This is a genomic window from Streptomyces sp. NBC_00400 (assembly GCF_036048035.1).
In the GTDB taxonomy this organism is placed as follows: Bacteria; Actinomycetota; Actinomycetes; order Streptomycetales; family Streptomycetaceae; genus Streptomyces.
The window spans coordinates 511,155-526,958 of the sequence record NZ_CP107940.1 but is presented as its reverse complement, the minus strand read 5'-3'; the positions used below and the strand labels follow the sequence as shown (position 1 = coordinate 526,958).

Sequence of the window (15,804 nt, the reverse complement as noted above, 5' to 3'; positions counted from 1 at the left end):
GCCCGTCGGTGCCGGTCAGAGGCCCGCCCTTCCCGAGCGCGTGACCTTGCCCTCTCAGCCCGCCGTCTCGCCTGCATGCGGCGTCAGGGTTCCCGCCGCGACCAGGGCGAACAGGGCTATGCCCAGGAGGATGCGGTAGATGACGAACGGCATGAAGGACTTGTGGGAGATGAACTTCATGAACCACGCGATCACGGCGTAGCCGACGACGAAGGCGATGAGCGTGGCGAAAAGGGTGGGGCCCCAGGAGACGTGGCCCTCGCCCGCGTCCTTGAGTTCGAAGACGCCGGAGGCCAATACCGCCGGGATGGCGAGCAGGAAGGAGTAGCGGGCCGCGGATTCGCGGGTGTAGCCCATCAGGAGGCCGCCGCTGATCGTGGCGCCGGAGCGGGAGACGCCGGGGATGAGCGCCATGGCCTGGCAGATGCCGTACAGCAGACCGTCCTTGACGCTGAGGTCCGTGAGGGACTTGCGCTGCTTGGCGGCCCGGTGCCGGCCGCCGGTCTCGTCGCGGGCGGCCAGGCGGTCGGCGATGCCGAGCACCACACCCATCACGATGAGGGTGGTGGCGATCAGCCGCAGATCGCGGAACGGGCCCTCGATGGCGTCCTTGAGCGTGATGCCCAGGACACCGATCGGGATCGAGCCCACGATCACCAGCCAGCCCATCTGGGCGTCGTGATCGTGCCGCAGCTCCCGGTGGAAGAGGGAGCGCGCCCAGGCCGAGATGATCCGCCCGATGTCCTTGCGGAAGTAGATGATGACGGCCGCTTCGGTGCCGATCTGGGTGATGGCGGTGAACGCCGCGCCCGGGTCCTGCCAGCCCGCGAACGCCGCCGTCAGACGGAGGTGCGCACTGGAGGAGATCGGCAGGAACTCGGTCAGCCCTTGGACGAGTCCGAGGACGAATGATTCAAACCAAGACATGGAAAATACGCTATCCAAGGGTGGTCAAGCGCCGACCTGCGCAAGAGGGGAGAAAACGGACGGTGGCGGCGGATGCGGATCATCGCCGACAGGGGGCAGCGTAACGTCCGAAGATGTCCGGGTGGCCAAAGGGTCCTGGACGTACGGTGGCCGCCCGCCTCGCCGTACCTGCCTGCCCCGTGACCGCGCGATCGTGCCGGCCCGACCGCGCTTGCCCGTGCAGCAGCCGCCCGCCCCGTGGCCGTCGCGGGGAACGCGTGCCCGCCCGCCCGAACCGCCGTCAGTCCTCGCGCAGCGCCTTGCGCTTGCACCACGCCACCACCAGCGCGCCCAGAGCGCTGACCGCGATGAAGCCCATGGCCGCGAGGAACACCGGTGAGGTGGGCGTCGAAGCACGCGCGCCGGCCACGGCGTAGGCCGCGGTGTTCGGGATGCTGCCGAGTGCCGTTGCGGCCAGGTAGGCACCCCAGCCCATACGGGAGATGGCGGCGCAGTAGTTCATGGCGCAGAACGGCAGACCGGGGACGAGCCGGACCACCAGCATCGAGCGGAAGCCGTGCTCGCTCAACTGCCGGTCGACGGCCGCCGGCCAGCGGGCGCGCAGCAACGGGCGCAGGGCGTCCTGTCCGAGCAACCGGCCGAGCCCGAACGTCAGCGCGGCGCTGAGCACCGTACCGGCCAGCGCGGCGGCCAGCCCGGCCTGGCTGCCGAAGAGGGCCCCCGCCGCGAGATTGAGGACCGGGCGCGGGACGAAGGCGCTGGCGCACGCGCCGTATGCCAGGGCGAAGAGCACCAGGGCGGCAGGGCCGGACGACCCGGCGGGCCGGGCGCCGGTCAGCAGATGCTGCGGCTGCCACCAGAGCGTCATGGCCGCGCCGCAGGCCAGCAGGGTGAGCAGCAGCCACAGCCGGGACCGGGGAGAGGACAGCGCGCGCGTGCAGCGCGCGGCGAGGCCGGCGGATGCTGCGGCGGGTGGGAACACCCCGGGAGCGTAACCGACGGGGCCGGCGGGGAGCCGTAATGGTGTCGGCGGTGCGTGAGCCGCCGGGGATCGGTGCGTCCTGACGCATCGCCGGGTACGCCGCCGGCCGACCGGCCGGGTCGGCTGCCCGTCCGCGCGTGCACCGGGACGGCGGCCGGATAAATCGGTCGACGCGGCAGCGGGCACCGGGCACCATAGGGCGCATGTTCCGGTACGCCTTCCTCCCGCTCCCGTCCGCAGTCGCGGACGAGCCGAAGGCTGCCGTCGATTTCCTCGCGGCCCTCGCCGCCTGCGTTCCCGCAGTCACTGCCGTCGCAGCGGTCGCCGTCCCGGCCGCCGCAGCGGTCGACGGCGCACGAAGCTGACCCTCTCCGGATCGTCCGGCGGACCCCGCAGGGGGAGGGTCGGCCGGGTTCAGGGGTCCCCACGGCGCCAAGTCGCCGTTCTCACCGCATTGTTGCGAGGAAGAACACCATGCCCAAGACGGCATACGTGCGTACCAAACCGCACCTGAACATCGGCACCATGGGTCACGTCGACCACGGCAAGACGACGCTGACCGCGGCCATCACCAAGGTCCTCAGCGAGCGGGGGAGTGGCACGTTCGTGCCCTTCGACCGGATCGACCGTGCCCCGGAGGAGGCCGCCCGCGGCATCACCATCAACATCGCGCATGTCGAGTACGAGACCGGCACCCGGCACTACGCCCATGTCGACATGCCCGGCCACGCCGATTTCGTCAAGAACATGGTGACCGGCGCGGCGCAGCTCGACGGCGCGATCCTCGTCGTCTCGGCGCTCGACGGGATCATGCCGCAGACCGCCGAGCATGTGCTGCTCGCCAAGCAGGTGGGCGTCCGGCACCTCGTCGTCGCCCTCAACAAGGCCGACGCCGGCGACCCGGAGCTCACCGACCTGGTGGAGCTGGAGGTGCGCGAACTGCTGAGCGCGCACGGCTACGACGGGGAGCATGTACCCGTCGTACGGGTCTCGGGGCTGCGTGCCCTGGAGGGCGACCCGCGCTGGACGGCGGCGATCGACGCGCTGCTGGACGCCGTCGACACCTATGTCCCGATGCCCGAGCGGTATGTCGACGCGCCCTTTCTGCTCCCGGTGGAGAACGTGCTGACCATCACCGGCCGCGGCACGGTCGTCACCGGAGCCGTCGAGCGCGGCACCGTGCGGGTCGGCGACCGGGTCGCGGTGCTCGGCGCGGAGACCGAGACGACGGTCACCGGGCTGGAGACGTTCGGCAAGCCCATGGAGTCCGCCGAGGCCGGGGACAATGTCGCGCTGCTGCTGCGCGGTCTGCACCGCGACCAGGTGCGCCGCGGGCATGTGGTCGCCGCGCCGGGCAGCGTCACACCCCGGCGCCGCTTCACCGCCGAGGTGTATGTGCTCTCCACCGAGGAGGGTGGCCGCCGTACCCCGCTGTCCACCGGTTACCGGCCGCAGTTCTACATCCGTACCGCGGACGTGGTCGGCGACCTCGACCTCGGCGAGCGGGGCGTCGCCCGGCCCGGAGAGACCGTGACGGTGTCGGTCGAACTGGGCCGGGACGTGCCGCTGGAGCGGGGCCTGGGCTTCGCCATCCGCGAGGGCGGACGCACCGTCGGCGCGGGCACGGTGCGCACCGTCGGGGAGTAGACACCGCAGGTCAGCAGGCTGCGCCCGGCACTTCTCCGGGTGCCGGGCGCAGCCGTCTGCTGTTGCCGGGGAGGCGTGGGTGCGAGACTGCTCGCCCGGACGAACGGGCACGAGGGCTCACCGCTGCGCCACGCGGCACGGGCGGTCGGCCGGAGCGGGAGGGAGACCCGATGGCGGGCACGGCACTGGTCCTGGGCGGCGGAGGGCTCACCGGTATCGGCTGGGAGATCGGGCTGCTCGCCGGTCTCGCCGAGGCGGGCCTCGACCTCGCCGACGCCGATGTCGTCATCGGCACCTCCGCCGGATCGATCGTCGGCGCCCACCTCGCCTCCGGGCACCGCACCCTGGAGGAGATGTACGAGCACCAGCTCGCCCCGCCCGATACGGCCCGCTCGGCCGCCCGGATGGGCCCGGCCGCGCTGGCCCGCTTCGCGGCCATCGCGCTGCGCTCCCGGGACGTGGTGTCCTTCGGCGTACGGATGGGGAAGCTGGCCGTCGCGGCCCGTACCGTCACCGAGGCGGAACAGCGCACGGTGATCGCCCGGACCCTGAACCTGACCGACTGGCCGGCCCGCCGGCTGGTGATCACGGCGGTGGACGCCGCAACGGGGGAGCGGACCGCCTTCGACGACACCAGCGGGGTGCGGCTGCTCGACGCGGTGGGCGCGAGCTGCGCGGTCCCCGGTATCTATCCGCCGGTCACCATCGACAGCACCCGGTGGATCGACGGCGGGGTGCACTCCAGCGCCAACGCCGATCTGGCCACCGGATACGAACGGGTGGTGATCGTCGCGCCGATGGCGGCCGGCGGCGGGCCGGTCGCCGGACCGCGGGCGCAGGGCGAGCAACTGGCCCGCCGGGGCGCCCGGGTGTGCGTCCTGACCCCCGACCGTGCGGCCCGGGCGGCGTTCGGCCGCAATGTCCTGGACCCCGCCAAACGCGCGGACGCGGCCCGCGCGGGGCGCCGGCAGGCGGCGGCCCAGGTGGCGGGGATCCGGCAGGCCTGGTCGGACTGACCCGGGCCCGGCAGGTCTGATCGCCGTGACCGGGCAGGCCAGGACAGGGCGGGACAGCGCCGGCGGCCGGTGCCCGCGGCGGCCGGGGCCGGGACACCGTGGCCGCACCGGCACAATGGGACGGTGGACGAAGCACCCGAGCCGATACCCGTCACCCGGACCGTGGACTGCGGCACGGCCAAGCTGCTGCCGGACGTCGACCGCCCGCGCGCCTGGCTGCTCACGGTGGACGGCGCACCCCAGTCGTACGTGGACCTCGACGCGCCGGCCCATCTGGAATTCGAGTACGTACGCCGGCTGGCCCATGTCCTGGACGAGGTGGCCGCCCCGGGCCGGCCGCTCGATGCGCTGCACCTCGGCGGCGGGGCGCTGACCCTGCCGCGTTATCTCGCCGCCGTCCGTCCGCACTCCCGGCAGGACGTCATCGAAGCCGACCGCGGGCTGCTCGCCCTGGTGACGGAGCATCTGCCGCTGCCCGGCGACTGCGGGATCACGGTGCACGCCGAGGATGCCCGCAGGGCGCTGGAGGATGCGCCGGAGGGCAGCGCGGATGTCATCGTGGCGGATGTCTTCGGCGGCTCGCGGGTGCCGGCGCATCTCACGTCGGTCGAGTACGCCGGGGCCGCGGCCCGGGTGCTGCGACCGGACGGCTGCTACGCCGCGAACCTCGCGGACGGCGCGCCGTTCGGCTTCCTGCGCGGCCAACTCGCCAATTTCGCCGCGGTCTTCGACCATCTCGCACTGATCGCCGAGCCCTCGGTGCTGCGCGGCCGCAGGTTCGGCAATGCCGTGCTGCTCGCCTCGCGCGCACCGCTCCCGATCGCCGCACTGGCCCGGCGGACGGCCGGTGACGCCTTCCCGGCCCGGGTCGAGCACGGTGCGGCGCTGCGGCGGCTGATCGCTGACGCGGTCCCCGTACGCGATGCCGAGGCGGTGGCGTCCCCCATGCCACCCGACGGCGCGTTCAGCGTCGGCTGAGCACGCCCCGCCGCGGGCGCGCAGGGCCGCGACGGCCGGTCACTCCGCCTCCGCGGTGTGCGGTTTCGCCGCTCCGGCCGCGTGGGAGACGGGCCCTGCGGCCGCCGGCTCCGGACTCGTACGCCGGGTGAGCCGCCGCACGTCGGGCACGCACAGCACCGCCGCGGTCAGCAGCACGATCACGGCGGAGCAGCCCCACAGCGCGGCCTGCCGGCCGATGAGGTCCTGCACGGGGCCGGCCAGCGCGGTGGCGAGCGGGACCATGGCCAGGGACCCGAGCCAGTCGTACGACGAGACCCGGGAGAACTTCTCCTCGGGGATCTCCTGGTGCAGCGCCATCATCCACGTCACCGCGAAGACCTCGACCGCGATCCCGGTGCCGAACATGATCACGCCGAGTCCGGTCGCGGACAGGGGCACGGCGAGCGCGGCGGACGGGAGGGCGAGCGGGAAGATGCACAGGGAACCGGTGAGCAGCAGACGGTGCGGTCTGACCTTGGTCATCATGAGGGCGCCGGCCACCGTGCCCGCACCGAAGGCGGCCAGGGCCAGTCCCCAGGGGCCGGGTCCGCCCAGATGCTGCTCGGCGACCAGCGGCCCGTAGACCGCCTCGGCGGCCGACACCACCGCATTGACGAGGGAGAACTGCACCACCACCGTCCACAGCCAGGGCCGGGAGACGACCTCGCGCCAGCCGTCCCGCAGATCGTGCAGCACGCCGCCGCCGGGGGCCCGCGCGGCCACCTTGTCGACGTCGAGGAACGCGCGCAGCAGGCCTGCGAGGGCGAAGGAGGCGGAATCGATGGCCAGCACCCAGCCGGGGCCGACCGCGGCGACGAAGGCACCGCCGAGCGCCGTACCGCCGATGTTCGCGCCGTTCATGCCCATGCGGAACACGGCGAAGGCGCGCCCCGCCTGGTCGCCGGAGACGCTGGCGAGCACCATGCCCTCGGAGGCCGGCGCGAAGAATGCCTGTCCTGTGCCGCCGAGGGCTGCCAGCACGGCCATCTGCCACAACCGCGGATCGCCCGCCAGGACGAGCAGTGCCAACAGGCCCTGGGAGACGCAGCTGAGGGCGTTCGCGGCGACCATCACACGGTGCCGGGGCAGCCGGTCGGCGACCGCGCCGCCGAGCAGCAGGAAGAGGACCAGTGCGACCGTCCGTGCGGCCGCCACCAGGCCGACGTCGGTGGCGGAGCCGCCGGAGGCGAGCACCGCGAAGGCGGTGGCGATCAATGCGCCGGAGCTGCCCAGGTTCGCGATGACCGTGGCGCCGGTGAGCAGCAGGTAGTTCCGCCCCGCCCATGCGGGGCGGGCTCCTACCACGAGGGCACCGGCAGGGAGGGCGCCGCGGGGAACCGCGTCCGGTCCGGGGCGCCCGCCGCCCGCACGGGGTGTGCCGGGGCCCGCACCCCTCCGTCTTCGCTGTGCTGTTGTCCTCGCCGCATGGGCGTCAACGATAGGCAAGGCGCTACGTGCGCCGCGCACGGATATTCCCGGAGGGTGCTGCCGCGGGGCCGCGGCGTCCGAGACGGTTCCGGCGGCCGGAGCGCGACCGCCCCTTCACACCTAAGCTACCGCTAGGTAACATGATGCCCATGTCCTCCGAGACCCTGCCGTCGATCGGCGAAATGATGGCGGCCTCCGTGCCGATGGCCCGCACCCTGAACCTCGAGTTCGCCGAGACCACCGCCGAGCGCGCCGTGGTCCGCATGCCCGACCAGGCCGACTTCCACAACCACGTCGGCGGACCGCACGCCGGCGCGATGTTCACCCTCGCCGAGTCGGCGAGCGGTGCCATCGTGATGGCGGCCTTCGGTGACCAGCTCGGCCGGGCGGTGCCGCTGGCCGTGCGCGCCGAGATCGGCTACAAGAAACTCGCCATGGGACCGGTCACCGCCACCGCGGAGCTGGGCCGGCCGGTGGCCGAGGTCGTCGCCGAGCTCGACGCCGGCGAGCGCCCGGAGTTCCCCGTGAACATCGCCATCACCCGCGAGGACGGCGCGGTCACCGGCGAGATGAGCATCGTGTGGACCCTGCGCCCCAACAAGTGAGCTGATTCACAGCGGGGTTTCCCCGGCCCGTCGTGCCCCGCACGGCGGGCCGATGGCGTTCCGGGGTACCCCTGGGCCCCGGACCGGGCCGCGGACAGCCGGTGTTGCGTACCTCACCTGGATTCGGCCCTCCGTCGGTGCCATCGAGTACGCTTCCCGGGCGTGCCGAGGCGCGCCAGGGGATCGACCGGCACCGGTGTCATGGGCGCCGGGTCACGGCCCACGGGGGCCTTACACCAGCGGAGGAAGCGGCGTTGCACATCCAGGAGTGGCTCGAGACCGTACCGGCCGTGAGCGTCTACCTCCTGGTGGGGGTGGTGATCGGACTGGAGAGCGTGGGCATCCCGCTGCCCGGCGAGATCGTCCTCGTCAGCGCGGCGATTCTCGCGGCGACCCAGGACCACATCAATCCGGTCGTGCTGGGTGCCTGTGCGTCCGCCGGCGCGATCCTGGGTGACTCCATCGGGTATCTGATCGGACGCAAGGGGGGCCAGCCCCTGCTGCAATGGGCGGGCCGGAAGTTCCCCAAGCACTTCGGCCCGGACCATGTCGCCATGGCCGAGGCGAAGTTCGACAAGTGGGGCATGTGGGCGGTCTTCTTCGGCCGTTTCGTCGCGCTGCTGCGCATCTTCGCGGGACCGCTCGCCGGCGTGCTGAAGATGCCGTACTGGAAGTTCCTGATCGCCAACGTCCTCGGGGGCATCATCTGGGCCGGCGGCACGACCGCGCTGATCTACAGCGTGGGCATGGTCGCCGAGTCGTGGCTCAAGCGCTTCTCCTGGCTCGGACTGGTCGCCGCCCTGCTGTTCGGCGCCGGGTCCTTCCTCCTCATGAAGTACCGCGCGAAGAAGGCCGCCGCCGCGCGCGAGGCGGCAAAGGCGCCGGTCACCGCGGCGGTCGACTGACCTTCCCCGGGCCGCAGCCCCGTCCGCGCGGGTCCGTACGGCACTCCGCGGCTCGCCCGGCACAACTCGGCTGACGTCGCGGGCCCGTTGGCGGCCCGCACGTCAGGTCATCAGCCACACATCGGGCCCGCCGTCGCGCCATTCGAAGAGTCCGGTGTCGTCCCAGACGAAATTCGCGGTCCCGAATCCGGCCCGGCGCAGTATCGCGGCCACATCACCGGGCCGCAGCGCCCGTCCCAGATCCTGTCCGTTGAGCGACACACGGCGACCGCCGGTGCAGGGCGGATGCACGATCACGGGGGCACGCTTCATGCCTCCCAGCATGCGACCGGCTCCCCGCGCCCGCATCCCGAACGCGGTCGGCGCGTCACACAGCGTGTTTCCCGGCCGGCCCGCCGCGGACGGCCCGGCCCTCAGGAGCCGGCCCGCAGCCGCGAGAAGAACGGGCGGGCCCGTGCACCGGTCCCGCCGCGCTGCCACCACGGTGGCTCCTCTTCGGCGTCCGGCCGTGCCGTCCCGCCGCGCACCGTCCGGCGCAGGCCCGCCAGCATGTTGCGGACGCCCGCGATGAACAGCGGGTCGCCGATGAGTTTCTTGGCCACCAGCGCCTTGTGGCAGGCGCGCAGCGCCGCCGTCGGCTTCCCATGGGCGCTTTCGGTCATGGCTCGGGCGTAGAGGACCGTCGAGTACAGCCAGAAATCGCCGTCGCAGTGCCGGGTCTCCCAGGCGCGGTGGGCCGCCGTCCGCGCCCGCTCCGCGTCGAGCGGCGCCAGGGCGATGGCGAGCAGCGCCCAGCTGTGGGCGGGACCCGGCCCGAACCACGGATCCCTGGAGCGGTGCCGGGTCGCCTCCTCCAGGCAGGCCACGGCTGCCGCGGTGTTCCCGCGGTACAGCTCCAGCACACCGTGCGCATGCGCGATACGGGCCAGTCCGTCGGAGTCCGCATGCATCACGGCCGCCGTCCAGGCCTTGCCGAGCAGGGCCTCCGCGGCGGCGAGCGAGTGTTCCTGCGCGGCGAGGTAGCCGGCCAGCCACAGCGCCCGGGCCCGCAGCGCGGTGTCGTCCAGGGAGAGCAGCAGCAGACGGTCCAGATGGGCCCGCCCCTCGCGGCGGAAGCCGCAGGCGGCCCAGTGGAACCACAGGGATACCGCGATCTCCAGCGCGCCGAGCGCATCCTCCGCGTCCTGCGGCGGCCGGGTCAGTGCTGCGTCGAGATTGGCCTGTTCGTCCTCCACCAGCCGCACGGCGACTTGCTGGTTCGGTCCCTGCCAGGTGATCTGGGCCTCGGCCGCGAGCGCCGCACAGGCCTGCCGGAAGCGTCGCAGCGCCGCGGACTCCTCGCCCGCCTCACGCAGCTGTGTCCGCCCGAAGTCCCGGGCGGCGCGCGGCAGTCGGTAGCGCGGCGGCAGCGCGGCCCCGGTGTCCTCGTGCGCGCCACCCGCGTCCCGTACTCGTTCGACGACCGAGGCCGTACGGAGCCGTTCCAGTGCGCCGTCGACCGCCGCCGCGGGCACGTCACTGCTGGCGCAGACGCATCCGGCGAGCCAGGGGTCGAAGTCGCCGGGAAGCACCGAGAGCCTGGCCCACACCCGGCGGTCGGTCGGCGAGCAGAGGGCGTAGCCCGCGGCCTGGGCGGCGTGCAGCGAGGTGTGCCGCACGGTTGCCGCCGGCCCGGAGTAGAACAGCGGACCGTCCGTGCCCACCTGCGCCGCGAGCTGCGGCAGGGACATCCGGTCCAACTGGTGCGCGGCCAGGGCGATCGCCAGCGGTGAGCCCTCCAGCGCCTGGCACACCGTGACCAGGAGCTCGGGCGCCGCGGCTCCGGTCCCGGTGCCGGCGACCCGCGTGGCCAGCAGCTCGACCGCCGGCCCTGCAATCCCCTCGCCCAGCGTCACCGGCAGCGGCGCGAGGTCGACGACCCGCTCCTCGGCCAGTCCCAGCGGGCCCCGTGCGGTTGCCACGATGCGCAGCGACGGATCGGCCCGCAGCAGCCGCCGCACGAGCTGTGCGCACTCGGCGAGCACCGGGTCGCAGTCGTCCAGCAGCACGGTCGCGCGCTGCCGCCGGCAGTGTGCGGCCAGCGCCGCGAGGGCCGTGCCGCCCGCGGGAGTGCGGGCCGCGGTGGCATCCGTCCGGCCCGCCCCAACGGGCGCCGGTGCGCCGGCACCGGGGTCGGCCGCCTGCCGGGCGAGGGGCCGGGCGGTGTCCCGGCAGACGGTGTCCGCCTGCCCCGCCGCCCGGAGCAGCGCCTCGGCCGGGCCGCCCTCGGCCGGCCCGTCCCAGCAGCCGACCCGGATGACCGTGCCGCCGTGCCGAGCGGTGTACTCCTCCAGGACGGCGCGGGCCAGCACGCTCTTGCCCACGCCGGCGGCCCCGGTGAGCGTCACCAGCGAAGCACCGGTCAGCAGCCCGGACACCTGCTCATGCTCAACGGCCCGCCCCACTACGCCGGGCAGTGGCCGGTGATCGGCCCACGCGGTCATCGGTCATCCCCAACCACGGCACAGTGCCGCGCCCTTCCGAACTGGGAACCCACGATGCCAGAACCGACCGTCCGGTAAGGAACGAGTGGGCGCATCGAACGAGGGAAACCCCGGCGCCGTATTTGACGTGCCGCGAGGTCTCCGCAGGCCCCGGGAAGGGCGGAGCACCAGGTCACGGCGCCCGGGGCCGGCGCCGAGGACCCGTCGGGCGATCTTAAAGTGGTGTCTTTCGACCGGCGTGGCAGTGGCAGCGTGGCTGTCCGCGGCCGGCCCGAGTACCCAAGGAGTACGTCCCGATGAAGCGCCTGCGTGTCCGTGCTGCGGTGAGTGTGGTGGCCCTGGGGCTGCTGGCCGGCTGCGGCGACGGCCGGGACTTCGTCGACGCCTCGAGCGTGCCGCAGTTGCAGGCCCGTGCCGCGGACGCCCGCAACGGCAAACTCCGGGTGGCCGGTCCGCGGGGCCCGCGCTCCTCCTTCACCCCGTTCCGTACGGCGGGGGACGGCACCGAGGTCGTGACGACGAAGTGGCACGGGCGCAAGTCCGGTTTCACCGGGGACATCTGGGCCTGGGTGCCGCCGGAGTACCACCGGCCGCAGTACGCCACGAGCGGCTTCCCGGTGCTGATCGCGCTGCCCGGCGCCTACGGCTATCCGTTCAACTACTGGGCCGGGGACGCCTTCGCGCTGGAGGAGCGGATGGCCCAGTGGTCGCGGCGGGGCAAGACGCTGCCGTTCATCGTCGTGATGCCGGTGCTGAACCCCGGCAGGAAGTACTACGACGGCAGCGACATACCCGGGCAGCCGAAGATGGGCACCTGGCTGACCGAGGACGTGCCGGACTTCGCGCGGGCCAACTTCCGTACGTACAAGAGCCGTGACGGCTGGGCCTTCATGGGCTCCTCGTCGGGTGGGTTCGCCGCTTTGAAGGCCGTGCTCAAGGAGCCGCGGAAGTTCAAGGCGGCCATCGTCAACGGCCCGGACACGGCGCCGGATTCGCCGATGTGGCTGGGGCATCCCGCGGCGATGCGTGCCAACGACCCGCGCCATCTGGCGCGGCGGCTGGCCGCGCGGAAGAGTCCCCCGGTCTACCTTGCCTTCGAGCTCGGCAGCAAGGAGGCGGCGGTGCCCGATGTGAAGCGCTTCATCAAGGACTACACCGGCGGGCCGGTCCACTCCACGCTCTTCGAAATACCGGGCGGTGTGCACAGCCCTCACACCTATATCCAGCGGATGGCCGACTCGCTGCACTGGATCAGCGAGCAGATGCAGGGCCCCGTGCCGTCCGTTTGACGCACCGTCGCCCGGGTGGTCGCACAGGAGGGGGCCTCGTGTTGCCGGCCCCGGGCCGGCCGCAAGAATTGTCCGTGACCCGGCCGGTGGGCGTGGCCGGCGTATGACGGGTGTGCCCGCTGGAAGGAGAGCCGTGCGGAATCTGCGAGTCGTCGGTCTGGCGCTGGCCGGCACGGCTCTGCTGGGGGGAAGCCTCACGGCGGGAACCCAGTGGCTGGAGGAGCGGGGCGCGACCAGTGAGGTGAACGGGACGACCGATGCCGTCCCGCGCGACGAGGTCGCCCGCTCCATCTCGGGTCATCTGTCGCTGCCGGTGATCTCCCGGGGGCCGCGCTCGGTCGACTGCGCCAGGGACCTGCGTGCGGTCAAGGGGGCGCGGACCCATTGCACGGCGCACTACCTGCAAGGGACGGAGCGCGGCATGACCGTACGCGTCGTCCGGGTCCGCGGGGGCGAGATCACTTATGTCCACGACACCCCGCATCGCTGACCTCGGCTGACAATTGCCGCGCGAGACGTGGTGCACGTCACGCGAACGCGTGTTAACGAGCCGTCAGGAATGGGCCGGTCCGTAGCCCCCCGGGCCCGACAACGCTCCCAAAGACCCACCAACAAGCCTTTGTTGAATGAACACCGGATCTGCCTCATGATCAGATCGCGGTTGGACGGGGGGTGTTGCTGTGATGCTAAGATCATCGCACTTGCCAACGGGGTAGTCACCTGATATGGCATGAAAGAAATTCCGCGCATTGGCCTAAGAAAACCGCCACCCCGGGGAGAACTATGCCATTAGCCGGCCCTTTGATGGCTTTCTGGCAGGCGACTGTGCGTGGCCGTTCACGTATGTCTGGGAGCGAGATCGATTCGCCACGTCATGGCCAGATATACGACACCTGGTGGCTCCGTCGTCCGAAGAGAGTCCTATGACGCAATACTTCCAGGATCCAGCGTTCTGGGGTTTGATCGCTGGTACCCCTGTTGCCGCAACCGCGATTATTCGCGGCAGAAAGAAGATTACGGAACTCCAACAAGAAAAGGCCGAGCTCAAGCAGCACTACGCCACTCTTGAAAGCCACTACGCGGAAGCCGTGGAAGAGGCCAAGGACCGGGCGGAGGAGGCCACCAAGACCACGCTGAAGGCCGCCATGCGGACGCTGCAGGGGCTTGCGGGCGAGCAGCAGCTGGCGATTTCCAAGCTGCAGGAGGCCTATGGCGAGCACAAGATCCTTCAGGATCTGCTCGACATCGACCACATGAACTCGCAGTTTGCGCGGCGCGCGCAGTCCATCGCCGTACTCTGCGACGGCTGGCTCGGCCGGCGGCGGCACCATGCCTCGCTCTACGATGTGGTGCGCAGCGCCAAGGGCCGTATCCGGCATTTCACGCGCGTCGAGATCCGCTCGCAGAGCAATTTCGCGATCGTGAGCCGCGCCGTGGAGCCGGTGGCCCTGGTGCTCGCCGAACTGCTGGACAACGCCACCAGCTATTCGGCGCCGGAAACGATGATCGAGATCAATATCCGCCCGGTGCCCAGGGGCGTGTGCATCGTCGTCGACGACGCCGGTGTCGGGATGAACGAGGAGGAGAAGGCGCGGGCCGCCCGGCTGCTGTCGAGCGAGAATGCAGCGAGTGTCTCCAGCCTCGGCAACCCGCCGCAGTTCGGATTCACCGTCATCGGAGTGCTCGCTGCCCGCTATGGCTTCAGCGTGTCGGTGGATTCCACCTCTCCCTATGGCGGCGTGCGCGCGGTCGTCCTGCTCCCCGAGGATCTACTGACGTCCCTGCACGAGCCCGAGGAGAGTCCTGCCGTGGCCGCATCCGCCCCGTTGCCGCCCGAGAACCTTCCTGGTCAGCCGGTGCCTGGCGGCCCGGCTCCGGTCCCCGCGCCCCCCGGTTACCCAGCCGCAGGAACCCCGTATCCCGGGGCCGGGCCCATGGGGCAGCAGGCCCCCGCTCACCCGGCTCCCGAGACGACGGCCGGCGGTCTGCCGAAGCGCCGCCGGCGCGGTGCGATATCCATCGTGCCGACCGATTCCGAAAGCACACAAACCCCGGCCCGCGACAGCGCACAGACCGCTTCCGTCATGGGGGCATTCCAGCGCGGCACGCAATCCGGCCGCCGTTCCACCAATGCAAGCAATGAAGGGCATGAGGTTCAGTGAACTACGATCTGTCGTGGATGCTTGACAGTGCTCTGGAATTGCCCGAAGCGCAGCACGCCATTCTCGTCTCCGCCGACGGCCTGCTCATGGCCCGCTCCAAGGAAGTCGGCCGGGACCACGCCGACACCGTCGCCGCCGCGATGAGCGGAATGCAGTCGCTGAGCCGTACGGTCGCCGATTTCTGTCATGGTGGTGCATCCCCCGCCGGCCGGCCGCAATGGCGGCAGACGCTGGTCGAGTTCGATCATGGCTGGGTCTTTCTCATCTCGGCCGGCGAGGGTGCATATCTCGCGGTTTCGGCTTCTCCCGATGTCGATATGGCAGAGATCACGTTCCGCATGCAGCAGCTTGTCGGTCAGCTCGGTAAGGCACTGACCAGTCCGCCGCGTGAGAGGGCTGATATCCAGTCATGACCACCGATGACGAGCCGGAGCTGGAACACGAAGCAGCGGAATTAGTACGGCCGTACGTCATCACCAACGGCCGAGATCTTCTTGACGGCAGCGAATTCTCGCTGATCACTCTGGTCACCGTGCAGGCGGAACCACCCAGGACGAAACCCCTCGATCCGGAGAAGCTGCGTCTGCTGGAGCTGTGTTCGGGGGGCTTTCTCTCGATCGCCGAGATAGCCGGGCACACCCGGCTGCCGGTGGGTGTCGTCAAGATTCTGGTGTCCGATCTCGCGCGGGAGGGCCATCTGTATTCGCGTGCGCCCATACCGAGCGCTCAGCTTGTCGACCGGCAAATCCTTGAGGAGGTGCTGAATGGGCTCCAGGCTCGCTTTGGATGACGGCGTGTACCTGCGCAATTCAGTGCAGACCGCGGCGAAGATCCTCGTGGTCGGACACTTCGCCGTGGGCAAAACGACATTCATCGGAACCATGTCCGAAATTCCTCCGCTGCGGACCGAAGAGATAATGACGCAGGCGGGGGCGGGAATTGACGACCCCACAGGTGCGCCCCACAAGACGACGACCACGGTCGCCATGGACTTCGGGCGGCTCACGCTCAGCGAGAAGCTGGTCCTGTATCTGTTCGGAACGCCCGGCCAGCAGCGCTTCGTTCAGGTGTGGGAAGACATGACGCGCGGGGCGCTCGGGGCGCTGGTCCTCGTCGACCCCCAGCGGCTCGACGAGTCCTTCCCTGTCATGGACCTGGTGGAACACTACGGAATCCCCTACGCCATCGCGGTGAACCGCTTCGACGGGACCCCCACGCATTCGCTCGACGAGATCCGGGAGGCGCTTGACCTCCTTCCTGAGACGCCTGTCGTCAACTGTGACGCACGGGACCAACGTTCCTCGGCGGATTCGCTGATCGCGCTCGTCCGTTATCTACAGTCCCGCCTCAACTAGGAGTTC

Annotated in this window: 17 protein-coding genes; 12 read left to right on the top strand and 5 right to left on the bottom strand. The window is 71.2% G+C overall.

The window, feature by feature from the left end; all coding sequences use genetic code 11:
- Nucleotides 1-54: 54 nt before the first annotated feature.
- Together OHS81_RS02440 and OHS81_RS02435 are read right to left on the bottom strand one after the other, a co-directional pair.
- Nucleotides 55-927, bottom strand: coding sequence for an undecaprenyl-diphosphate phosphatase (locus OHS81_RS02440; RefSeq protein WP_088801387.1), 873 nt, complete (start codon nucleotides 925-927; stop codon nucleotides 55-57).
- Nucleotides 928-1,207: 280 nt separating this feature from the next.
- Nucleotides 1,208-1,909, bottom strand: a complete 702-nt coding sequence (locus OHS81_RS02435; RefSeq protein WP_328381978.1) for a TVP38/TMEM64 family protein — start codon at nucleotides 1,907-1,909, stop codon at nucleotides 1,208-1,210.
- A gap of 203 nt (nucleotides 1,910-2,112) precedes the next feature.
- Between OHS81_RS02435 and OHS81_RS02430 the strand changes: the two genes are divergently transcribed.
- The 4 genes from OHS81_RS02430 to OHS81_RS02415 all read left to right on the top strand — a co-directional run bounded on the left by OHS81_RS02430 (nucleotide 2,113) and on the right by OHS81_RS02415 (nucleotide 5,550).
- Entirely contained in the window at nucleotides 2,113-2,274 is a 162-nt protein-coding gene (locus tag OHS81_RS02430; RefSeq protein ID WP_328381977.1) for a hypothetical protein, read from the top strand.
- Nucleotides 2,275-2,383: 109 nt separating this feature from the next.
- A complete protein-coding gene (gene tuf, locus OHS81_RS02425; protein WP_328381975.1) occupies nucleotides 2,384-3,556 on the top strand; it encodes an elongation factor Tu in 1,173 nt (390 codons plus the stop codon).
- A gap of 170 nt (nucleotides 3,557-3,726) precedes the next feature.
- The gene (locus OHS81_RS02420) at nucleotides 3,727-4,572 is read left to right on the top strand and encodes a patatin-like phospholipase family protein (RefSeq protein ID WP_328381973.1); all 846 of its coding nucleotides are present in this window, start codon (nucleotides 3,727-3,729) and stop codon (nucleotides 4,570-4,572) included.
- A 123-nt stretch (nucleotides 4,573-4,695) separates the two neighbouring features.
- A complete protein-coding gene (locus tag OHS81_RS02415) occupies nucleotides 4,696-5,550 on the top strand; it encodes a spermidine synthase (RefSeq protein WP_328381971.1) in 855 nt (284 codons plus the stop codon).
- A 39-nt stretch (nucleotides 5,551-5,589) separates the two neighbouring features.
- Here the strand turns inward: OHS81_RS02415 and OHS81_RS02410 are convergent, their stop codons facing one another.
- Complete coding sequence (locus OHS81_RS02410) at nucleotides 5,590-6,876, bottom strand: MFS transporter (protein ID WP_328381969.1); 1,287 nt, start codon at nucleotides 6,874-6,876, stop codon at nucleotides 5,590-5,592.
- A 272-nt stretch (nucleotides 6,877-7,148) separates the two neighbouring features.
- Between OHS81_RS02410 and OHS81_RS02405 the strand changes: the two genes are divergently transcribed.
- Nucleotides 7,149-7,604, top strand: a complete 456-nt coding sequence (locus OHS81_RS02405; RefSeq protein WP_086717747.1) for a DUF4442 domain-containing protein — start codon at nucleotides 7,149-7,151, stop codon at nucleotides 7,602-7,604.
- A 254-nt stretch (nucleotides 7,605-7,858) separates the two neighbouring features.
- Nucleotides 7,859-8,509 carry a DedA family protein gene (locus OHS81_RS02400; protein ID WP_328381966.1) on the top strand — a complete coding sequence of 217 codons (651 nt, stop codon included), beginning with the start codon at nucleotides 7,859-7,861 and terminating at the stop codon, nucleotides 8,507-8,509.
- 102 nt (nucleotides 8,510-8,611) lie between these two features.
- Here the strand turns inward: OHS81_RS02400 and OHS81_RS02395 are convergent, their stop codons facing one another.
- Together OHS81_RS02395 and OHS81_RS02390 are read right to left on the bottom strand one after the other, a co-directional pair.
- Nucleotides 8,612-8,821: a hypothetical protein gene (locus tag OHS81_RS02395; protein WP_176956302.1), complete on the bottom strand. Its 210-nt coding sequence runs from the start codon at nucleotides 8,819-8,821 to the stop codon at nucleotides 8,612-8,614.
- A gap of 101 nt (nucleotides 8,822-8,922) precedes the next feature.
- A complete protein-coding gene (locus OHS81_RS02390; RefSeq protein ID WP_328381961.1) occupies nucleotides 8,923-10,992 on the bottom strand; it encodes an ATP-binding protein in 2,070 nt (689 codons plus the stop codon).
- Between the two features lie 296 nt (nucleotides 10,993-11,288).
- Between OHS81_RS02390 and OHS81_RS02385 the strand changes: the two genes are divergently transcribed.
- The 6 genes from OHS81_RS02385 to OHS81_RS02360 all read left to right on the top strand — a co-directional run bounded on the left by OHS81_RS02385 (nucleotide 11,289) and on the right by OHS81_RS02360 (nucleotide 15,798).
- Nucleotides 11,289-12,281 carry an alpha/beta hydrolase gene (locus OHS81_RS02385; RefSeq protein WP_328381959.1) on the top strand — a complete coding sequence of 331 codons (993 nt, stop codon included), beginning with the start codon at nucleotides 11,289-11,291 and terminating at the stop codon, nucleotides 12,279-12,281.
- Between the two features lie 133 nt (nucleotides 12,282-12,414).
- Nucleotides 12,415-12,771 carry a DUF4333 domain-containing protein gene (locus tag OHS81_RS02380; protein ID WP_328381958.1) on the top strand — a complete coding sequence of 119 codons (357 nt, stop codon included), beginning with the start codon at nucleotides 12,415-12,417 and terminating at the stop codon, nucleotides 12,769-12,771.
- Nucleotides 12,772-13,204: 433 nt separating this feature from the next.
- Nucleotides 13,205-14,443: an ATP-binding protein gene (locus OHS81_RS02375; RefSeq protein ID WP_328381956.1), complete on the top strand. Its 1,239-nt coding sequence runs from the start codon at nucleotides 13,205-13,207 to the stop codon at nucleotides 14,441-14,443.
- Nucleotides 14,440-14,856 (top strand): roadblock/LC7 domain-containing protein, encoded by a 417-nt coding sequence (locus OHS81_RS02370; RefSeq protein WP_328381954.1) that lies wholly within the window; start codon nucleotides 14,440-14,442, stop codon nucleotides 14,854-14,856. Before OHS81_RS02375 ends, OHS81_RS02370 begins: the two co-directional genes overlap by 4 nt.
- On the top strand, nucleotides 14,853-15,233 hold the full coding sequence (locus OHS81_RS02365; protein WP_328381952.1) for a DUF742 domain-containing protein: 381 nt from the start codon (nucleotides 14,853-14,855) through the stop codon (nucleotides 15,231-15,233). Before OHS81_RS02370 ends, OHS81_RS02365 begins: the two co-directional genes overlap by 4 nt.
- Nucleotides 15,208-15,798: a GTP-binding protein gene (locus tag OHS81_RS02360; RefSeq protein WP_328381950.1), complete on the top strand. Its 591-nt coding sequence runs from the start codon at nucleotides 15,208-15,210 to the stop codon at nucleotides 15,796-15,798. The genes OHS81_RS02365 and OHS81_RS02360 overlap by 26 nt, the downstream gene beginning before the upstream one ends.
- Nucleotides 15,799-15,804 lie beyond the last annotated feature (6 nt).